Origin of the sequence: Paenibacillus sp. TCA20 (assembly GCF_000732325.1) — a bacterium.
Classification (GTDB): domain Bacteria; phylum Bacillota; class Bacilli; order Paenibacillales; family Paenibacillaceae; genus Paenibacillus; species Paenibacillus urinalis.
Map to the genome: position 1 here is coordinate 29,351 of NZ_BBIW01000011.1, position 17,989 is coordinate 47,339.

Genomic DNA, 17,989 nt, shown 5'->3' on the forward strand with positions numbered 1-17,989 from the left:
TACCATTAGCTGCTTCAATCAAGAGTATATATAGATCAAAATGATATTGGTTGTCTATATATACTTTCAATTCTACCTTTTTAAGGATTTATGAAATTGATTCTTTTATACTAAAAAAAAGAGTTTCTCCGCAGCAGGTCTTACCTGCAAGCAAGAGAAACTCTTGTTCATCCACCTCGTTATATTAGTTCAGAGTTCTGCAGAAGCCGCTCTACAATCGCTGCAACTTCCGCTCTAGTCATATTTGCTTTTGGAGCAAGCTTTGTCTCACTTCTGCCATTAATTACGCCTGCTTGTACACTTTTCGCAATGCTCATACTTGCCCATTTTGACGCGTCTGGTGCATCCACGAAAGTATCAAGCAAAGAAGTATCCGCTGGCAGCGTAGAATTCAGCTCTGTCAGCTCCATTGCCTTCGCAATGATGACCATCGCCTGCTCACGAGTAATTTGTTCATTCGGACGGAAGGTGCCGTCTCCAAAACCTTGTATAAGTCCAAATTCCGCTGCTGTTATTACAGCACTGTTATACCAGTCTGACATAGCTACATCCGTAAAGGATGATGGTAGATTATCACGCCCTAGTCCTAGTCCGCGAACAACAATTGCCGCAAATTCTGCTCGGGTGATGTTCTGATCAGGATTGAACAGGCCGCTTCCTACTCCATCCACTACCATTCTTGATCCCATATTATTTACGGCAGCTTGTGCCCAGTGACCTTCTACATCACTGAATTCGATAGGATTCCAAATTACAGAATAGGAATGACCACTCGTCAAACTATTAATCAGCGCATAATACTTACTGTTAAGCTGTGTGACTTTGGTTGGTACGTGACGTACCGAGCCATCTGCATCAACGATGACGCCCGTCGTGATCTTGCTTACGTCTACTCCATCCGGAATAGCGATCATCCGAGTAACAAATTGATTAAATTCAGAAATTTCAACGTTCTGATTACCATAAGTGGCACTTACGGAAAAATCAACAGCAGGTGTAATCAAAGTGAATTTGCCGTTTACAGCTGCACTTTCGATCACCTTAAGCATTTCACGATTGGTCGCTGCAACCTTCACTTCAATTCGAATATCCTGAAGTGCGACGGCTCCAAACTGTTTCGAAATTTCATCAACTCGGATTGCATCTGCAGGCAGAATATATGCTGCATTTGCTGTCTTGATTTCGAGCTTAGTCTCCATCTTCTCCAGATTTTTGACCGTTTGCCCGGTTAGTTCACCGATCAGTACATCGGATTCCTTATTAGCGGTAATGGATAAGACTGAACTTGAATCTTCACCTGCAAGCTTATCATTTAGTTTCTGATCATCTAAAGCTACTTTGGTTACGCTTTGACCATTTTGCTCACTCGTTGATACCGTTCCAACATCCTCTGCCTTGCCGTTCACCAGGATCTCGGCTTCTTTTTGTGGTGCTGGTGCCGGTACTGGAGTTGGAGCCGGAGCTGGGATGTTTGTTTCGTCTTCGCTTGGCGGTGCAACTGGTACTAACGGTGTCACTGGCTCCGATTCAAGCGAGTGCTCACTGCTTCCTTTGCCATTAATTGCTGTCACCGTAAAGGTGTAGCTCGTCCCGTTATCCAAGCCTGTCACTGTAATAGGGCTAGTTGTTCCATACACCTTATGGTTTCCTGGCATGACGGTAACCTCATAACCCGTAATCGGGCTACCTCCATCATCCACAGGAGGAGTAAAGGTAATGATCGCCTGACGATTGCCTGATGTGGCTGTTATATTTGTCGCTACTCCAGGAACCGTCATCGGTGTTGCAGTAACCGGTAAGGATGGAGCACTATCACTGCCCGTATTCGTTGCCTTCAGTACAAAATAATAGGCTTTACCATTCGTTAATCCTGTAATGGTATGACTGTAGACTGAATCTGTTACTGTAGCTACTTCGTTATGGATCGCATCCGGCGATTCACTCATGAACACTTTATATCCCGTTGCCTCGTCTACTCCGTTCCAAGTCAAGGTCACTTCGCCATTGCCAGCTACAGGCTCAAGCAAGGTTGGTGCTCCTGGAGCAGGCGGTATTGGTGTAACACTTGCAGATGACATCGAAGATAAGGAGTCTCCGGCACGGTTGGTCGCTATTACGGTGAAGGTGTAGGCTGTCCCGTTGTCCAAGCCCGTTACTTTAATCGGACTGCCCGTACCACTCGCCGTAATACCTCCTGGCTGTGCAGTTACCGTGTAATTCGTAATCGGACTTCCTCCATTGTCCGCAGGTGCTGTAAAGTTAACTGTCGCTTCACCATCACCTGGAATGGCCGTTACATTCTCAGGTGTACCTGGCTTGTCCGCTACATTGACTGTCGCTGTATCTGTATGCCAGCCGTTCACTGTCGTTACCGTAATGACGGCTGTCCCCGGACCAACCGGAGTCACAACTCCGTCAGAATCCACAGTAGCAACACTGTGATTATCCGATGTCCACATGATATCTTTATTTGAAGCGTTCTCCGGAGATACAGAAGCCACGAGCGTCTCAGCGTCTCCTCCTACTATAAAGTCAAGACTGTCCTTGTTTAGTACGACATTCGTAACTGTAATCGTATTGTTTATAATAACGTTCAGATCATAACTTCTTTGAACCGTTCCGTCATTAACAGTTATCGTGAGCGTTGTTCTTCCATATTGGTCAGGCAATGGCGTTATGATCATCGTTCTTTCTTCTCCAGTGCCTTCGATCACCACATTTTCATTCGGAACAATGGATGGATTAGACGATGAGACTGTGACTGTAAGTGAATCACCGTCTACATCCGTTACCTTAAACGCTCTTGTAACAGAGCGATTCAGATCTGTCGTTACCGCTCCAACAAAACCCTCCGCTTGCTTGTGTGTTGCGTTCACTATTGTTCCATCTTTTCCTGGAGGCGTACTGATGGCATGAGGACTTCCTTGTTCCAGCTTGTAGTGAGCAACTAAACCCGGCTCCCATCCGGTCAATTTAGCATTCATGCCGCTAATGATTTCTTCCCTGCTCTTGGCCTTGCTCCAGAAGCTTACATCTTTCATTCCGCCATAATAATATCCATCTTGACCCCAACCACTTTTGCCTAGCCAGTGATTATGCCGAAGTCTGCCTCCGATCGAGCTTAAATCTGCAGATCCGGAAGCCTTAAGTTCACCGTCCCAATAGATATACGCTTTCTTCTCGTACTGACTGTATACTAGTGCGACATGAACCCATTGATTTTGCGGGAAAATTGCTGTCGTAGTAATATTGTTTACTGCCCCGATACCAGGCCCATTCGAACCGTTATAAGCAGAGAAGTTCATCTTTCCATTGTCAAACCCTACAAATATATTGTCACTTCCAGGACCATTGGAGGATTCGAAAAATCTCATCCAAGTATTAAACTGGTCTACCTTTAGATATCCTTCGACTGTGAAGGAATCGGCGTAAATCGAATTGATGCTGGATGGAAGCGTAACGTACTTTCCGTTACCGTTTAAATTAAGATATTCCCCTCCATCTGCCTCCGTTAGGTAAGGCTCATCGTTTACCGGAGTGACACTAATGGATGTCGAACCCTGCTCCGCACTGAATGCAGAAGTACCAGAGGTATCGATATTTTTATCGAATGAATTGTAACCTTGCGTTGTATCCCACAGCTTATAGTCAATACTCGCTTTACCATTCCAATTGGGATTTGGCTTAAAACGAATTTGATCCGAGCTCGATAGCAGAATATAAGCCATTCCACCATCTACTTTCTCAATATTGTACCAATAACCCGTATCTGTATTGTAATACTCCCATGTTCCATTAGAGCTGTCCGTACCCATTACAGCAATTCCGGTAGTTTCAGAATTATAGACCTTTCCAGACAAAAGGGATGCGATGGAAAAAGTCTGACTATTAGTATCCTCCACAATCGGGTGAAGCACCGTCTCTCTATCATCCGTACTCCAACCCATGCCTGCTACTTGGGCCAAGGCACTCCCACTGTAACCAGTCCCCGATACCGCGATACCAACAGATAGCGTCGTACTTACGGCGATTTTTACAAATTTTCGGTTCATTTGTTTCTTCCCCTCTATTACTAATTACTCAATTCGACATAATTCTCCTAAATTATACATTTATGCAATAAACAAAAAATAAACAAGTAAAAAGGACCTAGGATAATAGACTTATCACAACAGGTCCTTATTTGCATCAATACACAATGGAGCTGATTAAGTTTTTAATAGACGATACCGGTTCGGTTCCTAGTTCTGTTCTATATAAATCTTCTAGATTCTGATAAAAGCGGAGCGCTTCCTTCTCCCTCCCCAGCTCTAAGTAGACTTTTATTAATTCTCCGCCAATATCCTCACGAAAAGCGTCTATCTTGATAATTTCCTCATAAAAGTATAGAGAACGCTCGCTTTGATCTGTTTGTCTATAGTGTTTGGCGGCGTATTCAAGCATTTTTATATAGTCCTGCTCAAGCTCTAGCCCCCCAGCTGCTTGCCCACTCGTACGTTTTTCCTTTTAGAAATGGTCCGGTATACAGCTTCACGGCTGACTCTGCTTGCTCAATTTCAAAAATGCGATTATTGCTTTGCTGTTTCATTAAACGATCAAACTCATATATATCACAGGACAAATACCTTTCATCAATACGAATCTCATTTCTAGTTGCTTGGATAACGGATGCTCCCTGGTAGCAGCCATTAATGGCTTGACGAATGTAATACAAGGTGGAATTCAGATTTTTCCACGCTTTTTCAGGCTCAAAATTTTTCCACAAGGTATCTATAATTTCTTCTCGGCTGACTGTTCTTTTATGCAGCAAAAAAGCAAATAATTCTTCCGTCTTGGGGCTTCTCATCTTAACCCATTCTTTTTGATGACTACTTTGATATACTTTAAAACCGTCAAACATTTCAACCTTCAAGAATAGCTCTGAGGACTCTGCAGGCAAGGTCTTTTCTCGAACCTTAGTTGAGATGGTTCTCCGGATTTTGTTTAAAGTCACCTCTACTCGCTGTGCCGTGACTGGCTTTAACAAATAATCAAGTGCATTGATTTCGAAGGCTTGCACGGCATAATCATCGTATCCGGTTACGAAAACGACCTCTATAGATTCATGGTGATGCTTCAGATACTTGGATAGCTCCATTCCGTTTAATTCAGGCATTGATATATCCAAGAATACGATGTCCACATGATTTGCTTCTATATATTGAAGGGCATCCTTAGAATTTAAATACGTACGTGAAATCTCTATTTCATCATGATCCGTCAGCAGCCTTTTTAATCGATTAATAGAGAGCTCTTCATCATCCACAATAACAGCTTGCAGCATTAGTTAATTACTCCTTCTCATGTAATCCGGATGGGCCGGAATGTGGAACATAATTTGTGTCCCGACTCCCTCCGCGCTGATAACCTCAAAGTCAATACCGTAGATCAGTTTGATTCTCTGTCCAATATTCCACAGGCCTACACCTTTTGTCTCCGTCTGAGGAGATAGAATCTCCTTAAGCTTCTTCTCACTCATCCCACAGCCATTGTCGGATACGGAAATGAGCATTATATGATCCTCCTGCTTCCTCACCATCACATTCACAATTCCTCCACTCGAGCTCGACATCAGCCCATGTCTGATTGCATTCTCGACTAACGGCTGCAGGATGAGGGGTGGAATTTGAATAAATGGATCCGCGTCAATGTCATACTCTACTTGAATTCGATTGCCAAACCTTGCTCTTTCAATATGGACATAAGCTTCAACCAATGCTAATTCTTTCTCAAGCGTAGTGAACGAATCCAGCTGTTTAAAATCAAAGCTGTTTCTTAAGTAACTGGAAAGATGAAGCACCAAGTCTTCCGCCTGAGAAGGCTCAACGATACATAGCTCAGCAATCGAGTTCAAGGCGTTATATAAGAAGTGAGGCTTAATTTGTGAACGTAAAAAAGCAATTTCTGCTTCCTTCGCATGTTTTACAGCAGCTTTCATTTTGGTAAGGTTGTTGACCCTAGCAAGCAGTTCCTCTGTCTCAAATGGCTTCCCGACGTAATCATTCGCACCGTTATCTACAGCAATTCTCATATCTTCCGCCTTATTTCTTGCTGTTAGCATTAATACTGGCAGCTCAAAGAGCGTATATCTTTCTCGGATTTTTGTTAGTACCTCATAACCGCTCATATCAGCCATCATAATGTCCAAAATAACAAGATAGAAGCCTTGGTTTTTATCCAGCTCCTGCAGCGCCTGATGTCCATTATTGACCGCAACAATCGAATAACCCTTCAGCTTCAAAGCATTGATTATGGATTGCATATTCGCCAAGTCGTCCTCGACGACCAATACGGGTTCTTTAATTTCACCCTCCAGATATAACGGATATTGAACTTGTAGGTTTAATGACTCATGAGCCTCCACATTATGTTCCTTTGATGCTGTATTCCACTCCACTGAATCTATACCCGCCTGCGGTAGAGTAAAGGTAAAAACAAATCCTTCTCCTATCGCAGATTCCACTCGAATTCGGCCCCCGTGCAGTTCAACGAGCTTCTTAGTAATACTCAGACCGATGCCTATACCGCTTCGATCGTATTTGGAGGATGATTCAATCTGCTCGTAAGCTTGAAATACAAACCGCTCCATACCAGGAGCAATGCCAATTCCGGTATCTCTAACATGAATGACGACCGTATTTCGATGCATCTCAGCACTTATTTCAACTTCACCTACGTCTGTATACTTCATCGCATTTCCAATCAGATTGTGTAGAATTTGCAGTAACCGATCAGGATCGGCATAAATATCGGGGAAGGCTTCCGAAATGCTATTTATGAGACGGACGGGCTTGTTCCCGAGTACAAACATCTGCAATTTGATAACCGCATCTACAGAAGCTCTCAGATTCATCTTTTTCTTATGAAGTGTTATATCTCCATTCTTCATCTTGGAGTAATCCAACAAATCGTTAACCAGCATAGTTAATCTTCTACCGCTGTTCTTAACAATGGTTAGATTTTGAATCTGTTGTTCGTTAAGAGGTCCTTCAACACGCTTAATGATAGAATCCGTGATACCCACGATTGCACCGAGCGGTGTTTTTAGCTCATGAGATGTATTGATTAAGAAGTCATCCTTGATTTTATCAAGCTTAACCAGCTTGTTCTTCATCTCTTTCATTTCCTGATATGCTGTGAAAAAACGAAGCACTACAAGAAATATCATAATGATATTAAAAATAACAATGTATAATTGCCCAAGCCATAACTCTTCTTTTAGCGAGAACGCAAACAAGAGCAGGTCTAATGAATACAGATTTATAGTCAGCATCCCCAAGAACAACAACATAGAATTTATCCGCTGATTAGTCGTACTTTTAACGTATAAGGTCCCTGCCCTTACCAGCATCCATAAGAGAAGAAACTCGTAAAATACAATCACATATACTTGAACTAAAGTGTAGCTTTGGATCGGAAGAAGTACGATGAGCAGTGTAAATAGGCTAAGGACAGTGATCGCTATTTTCGCAGCTCTTCGTGAAATGATATTCTGTTGCAGCTGATTGAAGAGGGCAACAAGTACGATAAAGTAGGTCATCGAGCTGATATCCTTTATTTTGTAGATCCATTCAAAGGAAAAGCTTGAACCAAACAGTAATAAGACTCTTTCCCCTACCAGCCCCTGATAGATAGAAAATAGTAAGCATATCAAGGAAAATAGAAGTAATGAATAATCCTTTTTTCCATTCAGCCATGCAGCTATGAAGCATACGGCGTATATGACCGCAAGTGTAACCAGGATCGCAATTAAACTGAACTCACGAACGATTAGCTGCTGTTGATGCTCCATCATATGGTTCAGCTCACCAAAATAAAGGGAAGCAGGAATTCCAGCATTAATATAATCGTAATTTGCTACATGGACTATAATTTCTATATCATCACCAGTGGTTGAAAATCCGCCGATCTGTGGGATATTGCCTGCTGTATAGTCTGTACTGCGCTGAGAGGGCTTCCCATCAGACAGGAGCTTCTCTCCGTTTATATAAATATCACTTGAAAAACGAATATTCGTTTTTTTATTGCAAACACCATATCATCAGGAACATTGCTCAGCACCATCCGATAAGTCGCATACCCATACGCAGGTAGAGGTTTACCGTTAATACGGCTCTCCGTCCAATCGGAAGGTACTTTCATTATCATTCTGGAAACAGCATCTGATGCGCCATGCCTGAAGAAGGAAGGGGGAAGCAACTCCCCCCAATAAAACTCCCATTCACCATCCAATTTAATTCTGCCTTCCTGCTCCGGATCCCATCCTGCCAGGTCCATCACTCCGTTATGCACTTGTATGTCTTGCCGTGTTTCATTGGTGATAAGAATGGATATGGGAATCAAAGAAAGTAGGACAATAGCAATAATAGAAATCGTTAACCATCTTTTATACAAATAGTCCGCTCCTTCGCTGTCATGTCACCTATTTATCGGCAATTAAAGAGCTTTGAATTAATAAAAAAGAGCCCCTTTGATAACAGCACTGCTGCTTATCAAAAGAAACTCTTTATCATCATAAACCTATTCAATTACAGGCTTGCTCTTCTCGACTAGATTTCTGCCAGCTTCTCCTTACAGAACGCATCAAGGGAAGCAAGCTCATCCTCCTCCAGATCAAAATCCAAATATCGATCTGTTACGCTCTCGTACAACTCATATTTAACGATACTGGAATCCGTATCGCTGGTTCTATAGATCACTCGAATGTACACCCCATTCTCGGAGTACAGCTCATCATCTTCTTCCACGTCAAGATCAATATGGAATTCATAACGAGTCCCCGCTAGAATGCCAAACGGATCTTTAATCTCTTCAAATCTGTAGCTACTCATTTCAAGCATTGCTGCTGCTCATCCTCTCTACCTTTGTGACGCTTTATTATATCAGGACACACCTGAAATCGTAAGAGTCAATCCTTCTTATTCATTCTTTTCGCTTTCATGCGATAAATATACGGGCTTAAGTATTTTTTTGCAAGAAGTCTGCTGGTTCTTCTGTTCATCTATGTAATCTATCACTTTCTCATGATTCATTCCTAGCTGCTCCATAATCTTCTCAATATCAACACGAATGGGATAACGATCACGGTTATGCAACTGCCCTCCGCCTCCTCTATTAGATCTTCAAATATCTTCATTGTTCCAAATGATCGACTCTTCACAGTATACGAGCTCAAAGTGACAACAGTGTGTCACTATTTTCTGCTGGAAATTTGAATTAACTACAGTCTTTTTCCTCAATCTCCGATATACTTTAAATATGACAACACGCCAGCAGGAGGAAGAAAGATGTATAGAAAAGTCGGCACTCAGCAAGAACTCGATATTTTTTATCATATTAAAAAAACAAGCTGGGATGAGAAAGGGTTTGAAATGGAATATGCCGAACCCCATTCAGAACAATTTCTTTTTTATATAGATGAGGAACCCGGGGGAACCTTTCAATTTACCCCTTATGCATACTCAAGACCTTTTATTAGAAATAAATTTGACGATATTGTATTAGACGGGATGAATCTCGTGGAGGTCGATAGTTTTGCTGTATTGCCAAGCTATCGCGGCAAGCTCGGAAGAGAAATTGTCAGCTTCCTGATTCACTATGCCAAGGAACATCAGTATACTCATGCCGTTGGAATGGCAGATCCTTACGTATTTGAGTTATTTAACCAAACGTATCGGATCAGAACAACCCAGGTACAAGAAGCAGAGTGGTTTAAAGGAGCTCTTGCTATTCCCGCTCTCTTTCATTTACAGGAAGTGTATGAACAAGCTGAGCATGACTGGTATAGTCCACCCGAGGAATGGAAAGCGGGTGTTCTTTGACGTGGACGAGCATTACTTATTAAGGAAGAGAAACAACTGGGTCGTTGCTGTATTTGCAACGGTCATCACCGTCGTACAAATGCTTAATTTTGCACTCGGCATCCCACTGAGGTTTGTACTTACGGTGGAGGGGATCATATTTCTTGTGCTCGTGCCGATGACGATTATAGCCAGCTATTCTAAATTTGAAGAGCAGCTTACACCTTATATGAAGTATTTTAATATGATCATCATCGGTATATTTATGTTCATGATTAATCATATAGACCCTCATATGATCAACATCATGACGATGTATTTCTATGTCGCAATCATGGGGATTTACCAGGATCGGTTTATTAATCTGATGACGACGCTGATTACGCTAGCGATTCTATGCTACTATTTCTTCACCCAAGGTGAATTCATATTTCATTCGACAAACGTGAACGATCTCCTGTATTACATCGTTACTTTTTGCTTTGTGTCCGTTTCTAATATTATGCAGGCGAAGTTCAACAATAACTTACAGCTTGAGAACCGAAGCAAGACGCAAAAAGTGCTCGAAGCCAAGCAGGCGATGGAGGATATGCTGTCCCGATTGACAGAATCGGTTCAATCGATTCGGGAATATCAGACCAATCTGAATGCCACCGTAGACACGACCAACCAGCGTTCTGTCGAAATCGTCTCCTCCATCGAGAACATTTTATATTCGTATGAAGTGCAGAATGAGAACTCGGTCTCGCACCGTCAACAGATGATTCTTATATGTGAGAAGGTAGAAGCCATGAATGCAGAGCTCGTGAAGCTGCGCACAGCAGGAGAAGACAGTCCTCTGTTAAGCAGCTACGAGCTTCTCATGACAGAATTAAAGGATATGCTGCAGGTCGCCAAAGAAAGGGCTGAGAACACAGCCGATATCACTGAACAAAATAAAAGCAGTCTTAAAGATGTACTGGACCTCGTATCGACCCAGCAGCTGGAAATGACGAACTTATCGGAAGGCTTCAATAAGCTTGAGAAGCAAATGAGCAGGATGAATCGTAAAAATCAGATCTGATGTCGTGATTTTGCACTCTTTTATGTCATAATCTTGGAATATCCCCGCAGATGGCTGTCATGCTAAAATGTTCCCGAAACGAATCTCATATCTTCTCCATCATAGGCAGAATAAGGAGGCCATTTTCTCGTGGACAAACAGATCAGAACAGCCATCATCGGCTGCGGCGGTATTGCATTTGGGAAGCATTTACCAAGCCTAAGCAAGATCAAGGAAACAGGTATTGTCGCATTTTGTGACCTCATACCGGAACGGGCAGAAAAGGCAAGAGCAGAGTATGGATTACCGGAAGCAAAGGTTTATACCGATTACACAGAACTGCTGCAGGATGAGTCGATTGAGGTTGTACATGTATTGACGGCAAACGATACACATGCTGAAATCTCTATTGCTGCACTCAGAGCCGGAAAGCATGTCATGTGTGAGAAGCCGATGGCTAAACTCGCTGATGATGCCAAGCGAATGACGGCCGCGGCCAAGGAGTCGGGCAAGAAACTGACGATCGGCTATAATAACCGCTTCCGTTCGGATAGCTTGACCTTGAAGAAGATTGTACAGGACGGAACACTCGGCGACATTTATTACGCCAAAGCCCATGCCATTAGAAGACGCGGAGTACCTACATGGGGTGTATTTCTTGACGAAGAGAAACAAGGCGGCGGACCACTGATCGATATTGGGACTCATGCGCTTGATCTCACCCTATGGCTGATGGATAACTACGAACCGAGCGTCGTGCTCGGCAGATCCTTCCATAAGCTGTCCTCCAAGGAAAATGCCGCAAATGCGTGGGGGCCATGGGATCCAGCCAAATTCAATGTTGAAGATTCTGCTGTCGGTCTAATTGTGATGAAGAACGGTGCTACCATTTCGCTGGAGGCCAGCTGGGCACTGAATATTATGGATGTTCAGGAAGCCAAGACAACTCTATGTGGAACCGAAGGCGGTGCTGATATGGTAAATGGACTGCGGATCAATGGCGAAACCCATGGCAAGCTGTACCTGAACCAGATCTCACTGGATGCCAAAGGCGCAGACTTCTATGAAGGCCAATCCGATTCTGCACCTGATCTTGAAATGCGCAGCTGGTATGATGCCATTCTGCATGATACAGAGCCCCTGGTTACACCGGAACAAGCCTGTGTTGTATCAGAGATCCTGGAGGCCATATATGAATCGAGCAGAACCGGCAAAGCCATTTATTTTGAATAGTCTTACCTTACAATAATACAATGGAAGCGAGGACGAAACGATGAGTAAAATGCTAAGGCTTGCGATTCTCGGTTACTGGCATGTCCATGCAAACGATTATGCATCGCAGGCAGATGCCCATCCTCTGACTGAAGTTACAGCCATATGGGATGAGGATGTAGAACGCGGACGTGCAGAAGCAGCTAAACGCGGTGTTCCATTCTATGAGAACCTGGACCAACTGCTTGCAAGTCCAGATATCGACGGTGTTATTGTTGTTACGAGCACGGCTATTCATCATGATGTCATAACCCGTGCTGCGAGAGCGAAAAAGCACATATTCACTGAAAAAGTGATCGCGCTTACAACAGAAGAATGTTCGGATATCCTCCAATGTGTGCAGGAGGAGAAGGTGACTCTCACTGCTTCCCTGCCACGACTGTATGAGCCATATACGCTTAAGGCAATGGAGATTATCGAGAGCGGCAGGCTAGGCCAGCTCACTCTTGTTCGTACCCGGCTGTCTCATAACGGAGCGATACCGCAAGGTGCTAACCGTCAAGGCTGGCTGCCGGAACGTTTCTTCAGCTATAAGGAGACAGGCGGCGGTGCGATGACCGATCTCGGATGTCATCCGATGTATTTGGCCAATCTGTTTCTGGGAATGCCAGAGCAGGTTTACGCCAGCTACGGTTATGTGACCGGCAAAGAAGTCGAAGATAATGCCGTAGTCCAACTTCGCTATGCGAACGGAGCTCTTGGCGTTGTCGAAGCCGGGTTTGTCAATCGTCATTCCCCATTCTCCTTTGAGATTCATGGTACAGAAGGCAGTCTTTTCTACTCAGATCATGATCGCAAGCTGTTATACCTGGCAGCCGACGATGAGGGATGGCAAACAGCAGAACTGCCTGATGCAGACCCAAGTGCCTTTGAGCAGTGGGTAAGTCATATCGAGGCTGGCACGGTGTTTGAAGCGAATTTGGTTATGGGCTCTCAGCTGACGCAGCTGATGGAAGCCGCCAATCGTTCTGCCCGAAGCGGAGTGCCAGAGAAGCTGACCACCAAGCTTCCAATCTAAACCCTAACGCAAGGAGGCATGCAAGATGGAACGGAATGAATCCAGCCTGTCTTACCCCTATGAACTTATGAATGAACAACGCCATGCACTGGAGCAGCTGAATGTAGACTTTTGCTGGGGAAATTACGGGATCCGGGTCGTTCAGTTCCATCTGATCACCTTTCCGGCGGGTAAGATCATTGAGTTTCATAAGCATTCAAACGAGTATGAATTTCATTTTATCCCAAGAGGTAAGGGCAAGGTTATTCTCGAGGAGCAGGAATACAAGCTGTCGGAAGGAATGATGTATCTAACGGGCCCTCACGTAATGCATTATCAGGAAGCCGCTCCTGATGAGGCCATGGAGGAGCTGTGTCTTCGAATTGAAATTGTTCCGCTTCGGCCAGCTGCTACATACAAGGATTCCTCTATGGAACAAGGCTATTGGAGTACGGGAATTCAGGAAGAATACAAAGAGGCCGAAGCTTGTATAAGTCAGCTAAGCTCGCTTCCCAAGATCCCGACGACGGATCGGTTTAAAGCGATGGAATGCTTTCTTACCGCCTATACTGCTTGGTATCGGAATGAACCCGGATTATTTACGCTCATGAAGCAAGCCGTTATTAATATTATGCTTCGTACCGCCAGAGCCTATTTTCCTCAGCCTGGACGTTCACTCCCCTCCAGAGATATGGGACGCCATCGGTACCTGCTAGCCGAACAATTTATGAAGGATAACTACATGGAGCCGCTCACCGTGGAAGTCGTTGCAGATCGGATACATCTTAGCGCCCGTCAGCTGCAGCGAATATTGAAGGAATACGGTGGAGGCACCTTTACCGAGATGCTGGAATCCATTCGGTTGTCTCATATCTGCAAGCGGCTGACCACAAGCGACAGTACGATGGATGAGATTGCAGAGGAAACCGGTTATTCCAGTGCTAATTATCTCCACGCTGTATTTAAGCGAGTTTACAGTATGACACCCATGGAATACCGTAAAACCATGAGAATCAGGAAGCTGCATGCCAATACGGAGATAACTTCTGCTCCAGCAGCTTACACATATTCCGAGCGGGAAAGCTCGCTCCTATAAGTATTGAACGAAATTGAGGCCGATTGAGGCTTAGGCTTTCCAGGTGAATCTCCCCTTTTATATGACAAGACGCTGAAGAGCCTCCCTAAACTGGGGACTCTTCAGCGTTTGTGTTATGACGAAGTCAACCTTTGGATGATGTTATTCAGGCCGCTGCAATGAGAAGAACTCTCCCAATTTGCTGTAATCATTGCCTGCTAATCTTGATACCGGGCGCAAATCCTTCATCCGAATCTTACCCTCATAATAGAGCTCATCATCTACATGAAAATGTACGACTCGTCCAATCAACAGATCGCATCCGGGCAGATTCTTCTCCCCACCGAGAGATATGGAATGCTCCAGCACGCACTCCATCCGTATTCTGGACTCCGCAATGCCAGGAACTTCGATCTGAACGCTATCTGCGAGGGTCAAATTCGTCAGAGCGATCTCACTCTCATTCTCAGGCAGATTAGCCGCTGTCTTGTTAATTTCCTCGATGTATGTCTCATCTGAAATATGTACAACAAATTCTCCACGTTCATTGGCATTACGGGCCGTATCCTTCATCTGACCGTCCTTGCGCTGCACGGAGATGGATATCATGGGTGGATTGGATGTGACGATATTAAAATAGCTGTACGGAGCAGCATTCAGCACACCATCCTTGGATAATGTCGTAACAAAAGCAACCGGCCGCGGAATAATGCTGCCTGTCAGTAATTTATAATTCTCACGTTCACTCTGCTCACTAGGATTAATGGATACCATTCGCTTCCTCTCCTATCGATTTATACAAATCCTTTACACGTGATAGCTGCCGCTTGGCTGATCGATGACCCATTCCAGCATCATGATCATATCCTCCAAACGAAGTACCTGTACATTAGCCGCCACTTCTTCAGCGGACAATCGGCTCTTCATCATATCCAGTTGACGTTTCAGTTCATTTAATTTGCGTTTGACTTGGTCTTCTGATCTCATGTTGGTTTCTCCCTTTTAATAGCATTAATCTCTCCCCATTAGAGTACCATTCATAGGTGTCCATTTCCAAGAGTGCCCTTCTTACACTTCTTACAACAGAATCAGCTTCTCTTCATCCATTCTGCTGCACAGTTATCAGCTGGAAGGAGTAAAGAGCTTAATGATTTGTTTATCAAAACACTCCCAAAGAACAAGTGCGACTCCTGCTATCATCAGTGCAACTGACAAATTTCTAGGTAAAACTGCCCCTGATTCTACAAGTGCAGTGCCAAATTTACCCGGCGGAGTCGACCATCCACCTAAGCTCTCGGCATAAAACACTGTTGAAATACGAATTCCTGTATATAATACCGTTCCACTAATGAGCAGAATTCCTCCGCTGATTATTCTTTTCAAACTATCCACATCCTTCACGGTTTACCTGAGACATATTCATTTTGCATTTCGGTATTCTATAATTGAAACGCTTCTTTAATCCGCTGCGCGGTTTCCTCCGGGTTCAGCTCAGTATTGTTAATTCTTATGTAATGCTCCTTCTTGATTTCCCCTTCCAAGGAATTCAGCCGATGGCGTTCCATCGTTCGAAGCAAATCCCGTTCAGAGAATTCAATATCGCGTTTGGTCGGTTTATGCTCAAGTCGATTGGGTGTTTTGTTGCGTTCCAGCCTTTCCTCTACACCGGCTTCCAATTCTACGTAGTATACAGTTCCCCCTCTGGACTCAAAAACCTGGCTGATCTCCTCAATATAAGCCCAATCCTCCGGATGGTCAAAAGCCCACACATACGTGAACATGAGACCTGGCAGATCGCTTTTGGACACCTCTTCAAATATCTCTCTGCGAAACAGCCCCACCAGCCGCTTCCCTAAAGGGGTTCCATAGCTAAAAAAGCGGGATACCAGATCAATCGTCATATGATTATGAAACAGCTTCAGATCTGTAATCTTCTCCAGCTCCTGCCCTACCGTCATTTTACCGACAGCCTGGGGCCCAAAGATAATGACAAACTTCATACCACAGCTCACCTTCAATCCCCCGAATATTCAATCCATATTATTCCATATTACTCAAAGAGGCAAGAGTTATTTCTACATCAAAAAACGCCAGGCATAAGCCTGACGTTCTTTGATGGGTTTACTACAGGTGTATGTAAACGCATTCATAAATAAATCCTTCCCTGCACAATACACAAGCTTTTCCTCTTAGTCCACCTTCTTCTTGTCTGTCATCTCCACCTCATGAAGTACGAGCTGCCTTACATCCGGCAAATTATCGAATGTTTTAACGGTATACTTCAGCTCCATTTGTGTTCCACTGCGTAAATTCTCCAATTGCTCCATCAAGCCTTCTTCCAGCTGAAAAGCTGCAGCCTCACCATCAATTTTAAACTCAGCCGTATGGGGGTCAGCGAGACCTGTATAGATCGCCGTTTCTTCTATTATATTCTCTTCAGCTTGTTCCTTTTGTGTTTCCGCTTGCGTCTCGACGATGGTTCCGCGGACGATTGGCTCTGCAGTGCTCGTCGCTTCCAGGCTTGCCGTCGCTTCAGCCGCTGCAGTCTGTTCTGCCGAAGTAATCGCTGCAGTCAGCAGCAAGATCGTTACACTTAAGGTGGCTGTTGTTTGTCGGTTTCTTTTTTTCATCCGAGTTACCTCCAATTGAAATCGCCTTACTGTTTATTACACGAATCCCATTCTTGTTAATCAGCTGAGCATTCGGTACAGGGTCTCTTCTGCCAATGAAATGCTATTCCTAATTACCTGCTGCTCCGGTATAATGTGTATGTTTGAGTTAAGCTTAAGCAAAATACATACACCACAGGAGTATACGATCATGTCTAGCACTAAAAGTTCCTTCAGTAAGTATGAAATGCTGTATATTATCGGTATCATTGCCATCTCATTCTCTTCCATCTTTGTTCGCTGGTCGGATGCAGAAGTATCTGTTATTGCGATGTACCGTCTGTTTCTCACCAATTTGCTCATGGCCCCTCTGCTGTATAAATACCGTCATGATATCGTTCGGCTGACTAAAAAAGAATGGCTGTACCTGGCCGCATCAGGCCTGATGCTGGGTCTCCACTTTCTATTATGGATGGGCTCGCTCCGGCTCACCACTGTGGCCAGTTCAACCGTTATTCTCACACTGGAGCCGATCCTTGTAATGCTCGGGTCCATGTGGCTGTTCGGGATCCGTCCCAATAAAGTCATGCTCATGGGGATGGGTATGGCGGTCATCGGCTCTGTCGTCATTGGTGCAGGGGATTTTCGAATATCTGGTGATGCACTGTTCGGAGATTTTCTATCTTTTCTGGGAACCATTGCGGTAGCCGTACACATGCTGTTTGGACAGCATCTTAGAAAAAACATCAGTGCTTATGTATATAACTTCTGGGTATTTTTATTCGCTGGTTCTGCTCTTGCCGCCTATAATGGGGTCAATCAAATTCCCTTTACCGGGTATGATGCAAGAGAATGGGGCATATTCCTCCTGCTGGCGATCGTCCCTACCCTTTTCGGACACTATCTGTTCAACTGGCTGCTCAAGGTGATGAATGCCACAACCGTATCCATGTCTGTGCTCGGGGAGCCCGTGTTCGCGTCCATTCTTGCCTGGATGCTGCTCGGTGAGGCACTGACCGGCATCCAGCTCATTGCAGGATTTATCATTCTGCTTGGTGTTTGGATCTTCCTTAGATATGGTAAACACAACATCCACGGAGAAGATGACCTGCTGCCTCCTGTTCAGCAGAAACCAAGCACATCGGAAGTGTAATA

The 17,989-nt window shown here is 44.3% G+C and carries 18 protein-coding genes; 6 read left to right on the forward strand and 12 right to left on the reverse strand.

The window, feature by feature from the left end:
• Positions 1-179: 179 nt before the first annotated feature.
• From TCA2_RS26350 to TCA2_RS27310, 7 genes are all read right to left on the reverse strand, one after another.
• Entirely contained in the window at positions 180-4,052 is a 3,873-nt protein-coding gene (locus tag TCA2_RS26350) for an S-layer homology domain-containing protein (protein WP_052512220.1), read from the reverse strand.
• Positions 4,053-4,188: 136 nt separating this feature from the next.
• Positions 4,189-4,443: a bacterial transcriptional activator domain-containing protein gene (locus tag TCA2_RS26355; protein WP_052512222.1), complete on the reverse strand. Its 255-nt coding sequence runs from the start codon at positions 4,441-4,443 to the stop codon at positions 4,189-4,191.
• A gap of 16 nt (positions 4,444-4,459) precedes the next feature.
• Positions 4,460-5,323, reverse strand: a complete 864-nt coding sequence (locus TCA2_RS19050; RefSeq protein ID WP_052512224.1) for a response regulator — start codon at positions 5,321-5,323, stop codon at positions 4,460-4,462.
• A gap of 3 nt (positions 5,324-5,326) precedes the next feature.
• Complete coding sequence (locus TCA2_RS19055; RefSeq protein ID WP_047913210.1) at positions 5,327-7,834, reverse strand: ATP-binding protein; 2,508 nt, start codon at positions 7,832-7,834, stop codon at positions 5,327-5,329.
• A 188-nt stretch (positions 7,835-8,022) separates the two neighbouring features.
• On the reverse strand, positions 8,023-8,433 hold the full coding sequence (locus TCA2_RS19060; protein WP_047913211.1) for a hypothetical protein: 411 nt from the start codon (positions 8,431-8,433) through the stop codon (positions 8,023-8,025).
• A gap of 155 nt (positions 8,434-8,588) precedes the next feature.
• Complete coding sequence (locus tag TCA2_RS19065; protein ID WP_047913212.1) at positions 8,589-8,879, reverse strand: DUF6509 family protein; 291 nt, start codon at positions 8,877-8,879, stop codon at positions 8,589-8,591.
• A 78-nt stretch (positions 8,880-8,957) separates the two neighbouring features.
• Positions 8,958-9,134: a hypothetical protein gene (locus TCA2_RS27310; protein ID WP_193746091.1), complete on the reverse strand. Its 177-nt coding sequence runs from the start codon at positions 9,132-9,134 to the stop codon at positions 8,958-8,960.
• A 192-nt stretch (positions 9,135-9,326) separates the two neighbouring features.
• Between TCA2_RS27310 and TCA2_RS19070 the strand changes: the two genes are divergently transcribed.
• The 5 genes from TCA2_RS19070 (at position 9,327) to TCA2_RS19090 (ending at position 14,246) form a co-directional block, all read left to right on the forward strand.
• Entirely contained in the window at positions 9,327-9,860 is a 534-nt protein-coding gene (locus TCA2_RS19070) for a GNAT family N-acetyltransferase (RefSeq protein ID WP_047913213.1), read from the forward strand.
• The gene (locus TCA2_RS19075; RefSeq protein ID WP_052512226.1) at positions 9,850-10,902 is read left to right on the forward strand and encodes a hypothetical protein; all 1,053 of its coding nucleotides are present in this window, start codon (positions 9,850-9,852) and stop codon (positions 10,900-10,902) included. Before TCA2_RS19070 ends, TCA2_RS19075 begins: the two co-directional genes overlap by 11 nt.
• Before the next feature lie 129 nt (positions 10,903-11,031).
• Positions 11,032-12,114: a Gfo/Idh/MocA family protein gene (locus TCA2_RS19080; RefSeq protein ID WP_047913214.1), complete on the forward strand. Its 1,083-nt coding sequence runs from the start codon at positions 11,032-11,034 to the stop codon at positions 12,112-12,114.
• 49 nt (positions 12,115-12,163) lie between these two features.
• On the forward strand, positions 12,164-13,171 hold the full coding sequence (locus tag TCA2_RS19085; protein WP_047913343.1) for a Gfo/Idh/MocA family protein: 1,008 nt from the start codon (positions 12,164-12,166) through the stop codon (positions 13,169-13,171).
• Positions 13,172-13,196: 25 nt separating this feature from the next.
• Positions 13,197-14,246: a helix-turn-helix domain-containing protein gene (locus TCA2_RS19090; RefSeq protein WP_047913215.1), complete on the forward strand. Its 1,050-nt coding sequence runs from the start codon at positions 13,197-13,199 to the stop codon at positions 14,244-14,246.
• Between the two features lie 141 nt (positions 14,247-14,387).
• On the opposite strand, the gene TCA2_RS19095 is transcribed toward TCA2_RS19090, so the two are convergent.
• The 5 genes from TCA2_RS19095 to TCA2_RS19115 all read right to left on the reverse strand — a co-directional run bounded on the left by TCA2_RS19095 (position 14,388) and on the right by TCA2_RS19115 (position 16,855).
• A complete protein-coding gene (locus tag TCA2_RS19095) occupies positions 14,388-14,999 on the reverse strand; it encodes a flavin reductase family protein (protein WP_047913216.1) in 612 nt (203 codons plus the stop codon).
• A gap of 33 nt (positions 15,000-15,032) precedes the next feature.
• Positions 15,033-15,212 carry a hypothetical protein gene (locus tag TCA2_RS19100; RefSeq protein WP_047913217.1) on the reverse strand — a complete coding sequence of 60 codons (180 nt, stop codon included), beginning with the start codon at positions 15,210-15,212 and terminating at the stop codon, positions 15,033-15,035.
• A 135-nt stretch (positions 15,213-15,347) separates the two neighbouring features.
• Positions 15,348-15,608: a hypothetical protein gene (locus TCA2_RS19105; RefSeq protein WP_047913218.1), complete on the reverse strand. Its 261-nt coding sequence runs from the start codon at positions 15,606-15,608 to the stop codon at positions 15,348-15,350.
• A gap of 56 nt (positions 15,609-15,664) precedes the next feature.
• Positions 15,665-16,225 carry an AAA family ATPase gene (locus TCA2_RS19110; protein WP_047913219.1) on the reverse strand — a complete coding sequence of 187 codons (561 nt, stop codon included), beginning with the start codon at positions 16,223-16,225 and terminating at the stop codon, positions 15,665-15,667.
• Between the two features lie 189 nt (positions 16,226-16,414).
• A complete protein-coding gene (locus TCA2_RS19115; RefSeq protein ID WP_047913220.1) occupies positions 16,415-16,855 on the reverse strand; it encodes a hypothetical protein in 441 nt (146 codons plus the stop codon).
• Positions 16,856-17,045: 190 nt separating this feature from the next.
• On the opposite strand from TCA2_RS19115, the gene TCA2_RS19120 reads away from it, so the two are divergent.
• The gene (locus tag TCA2_RS19120) at positions 17,046-17,987 is read left to right on the forward strand and encodes a DMT family transporter (RefSeq protein ID WP_047913221.1); all 942 of its coding nucleotides are present in this window, start codon (positions 17,046-17,048) and stop codon (positions 17,985-17,987) included.
• Positions 17,988-17,989 lie beyond the last annotated feature (2 nt).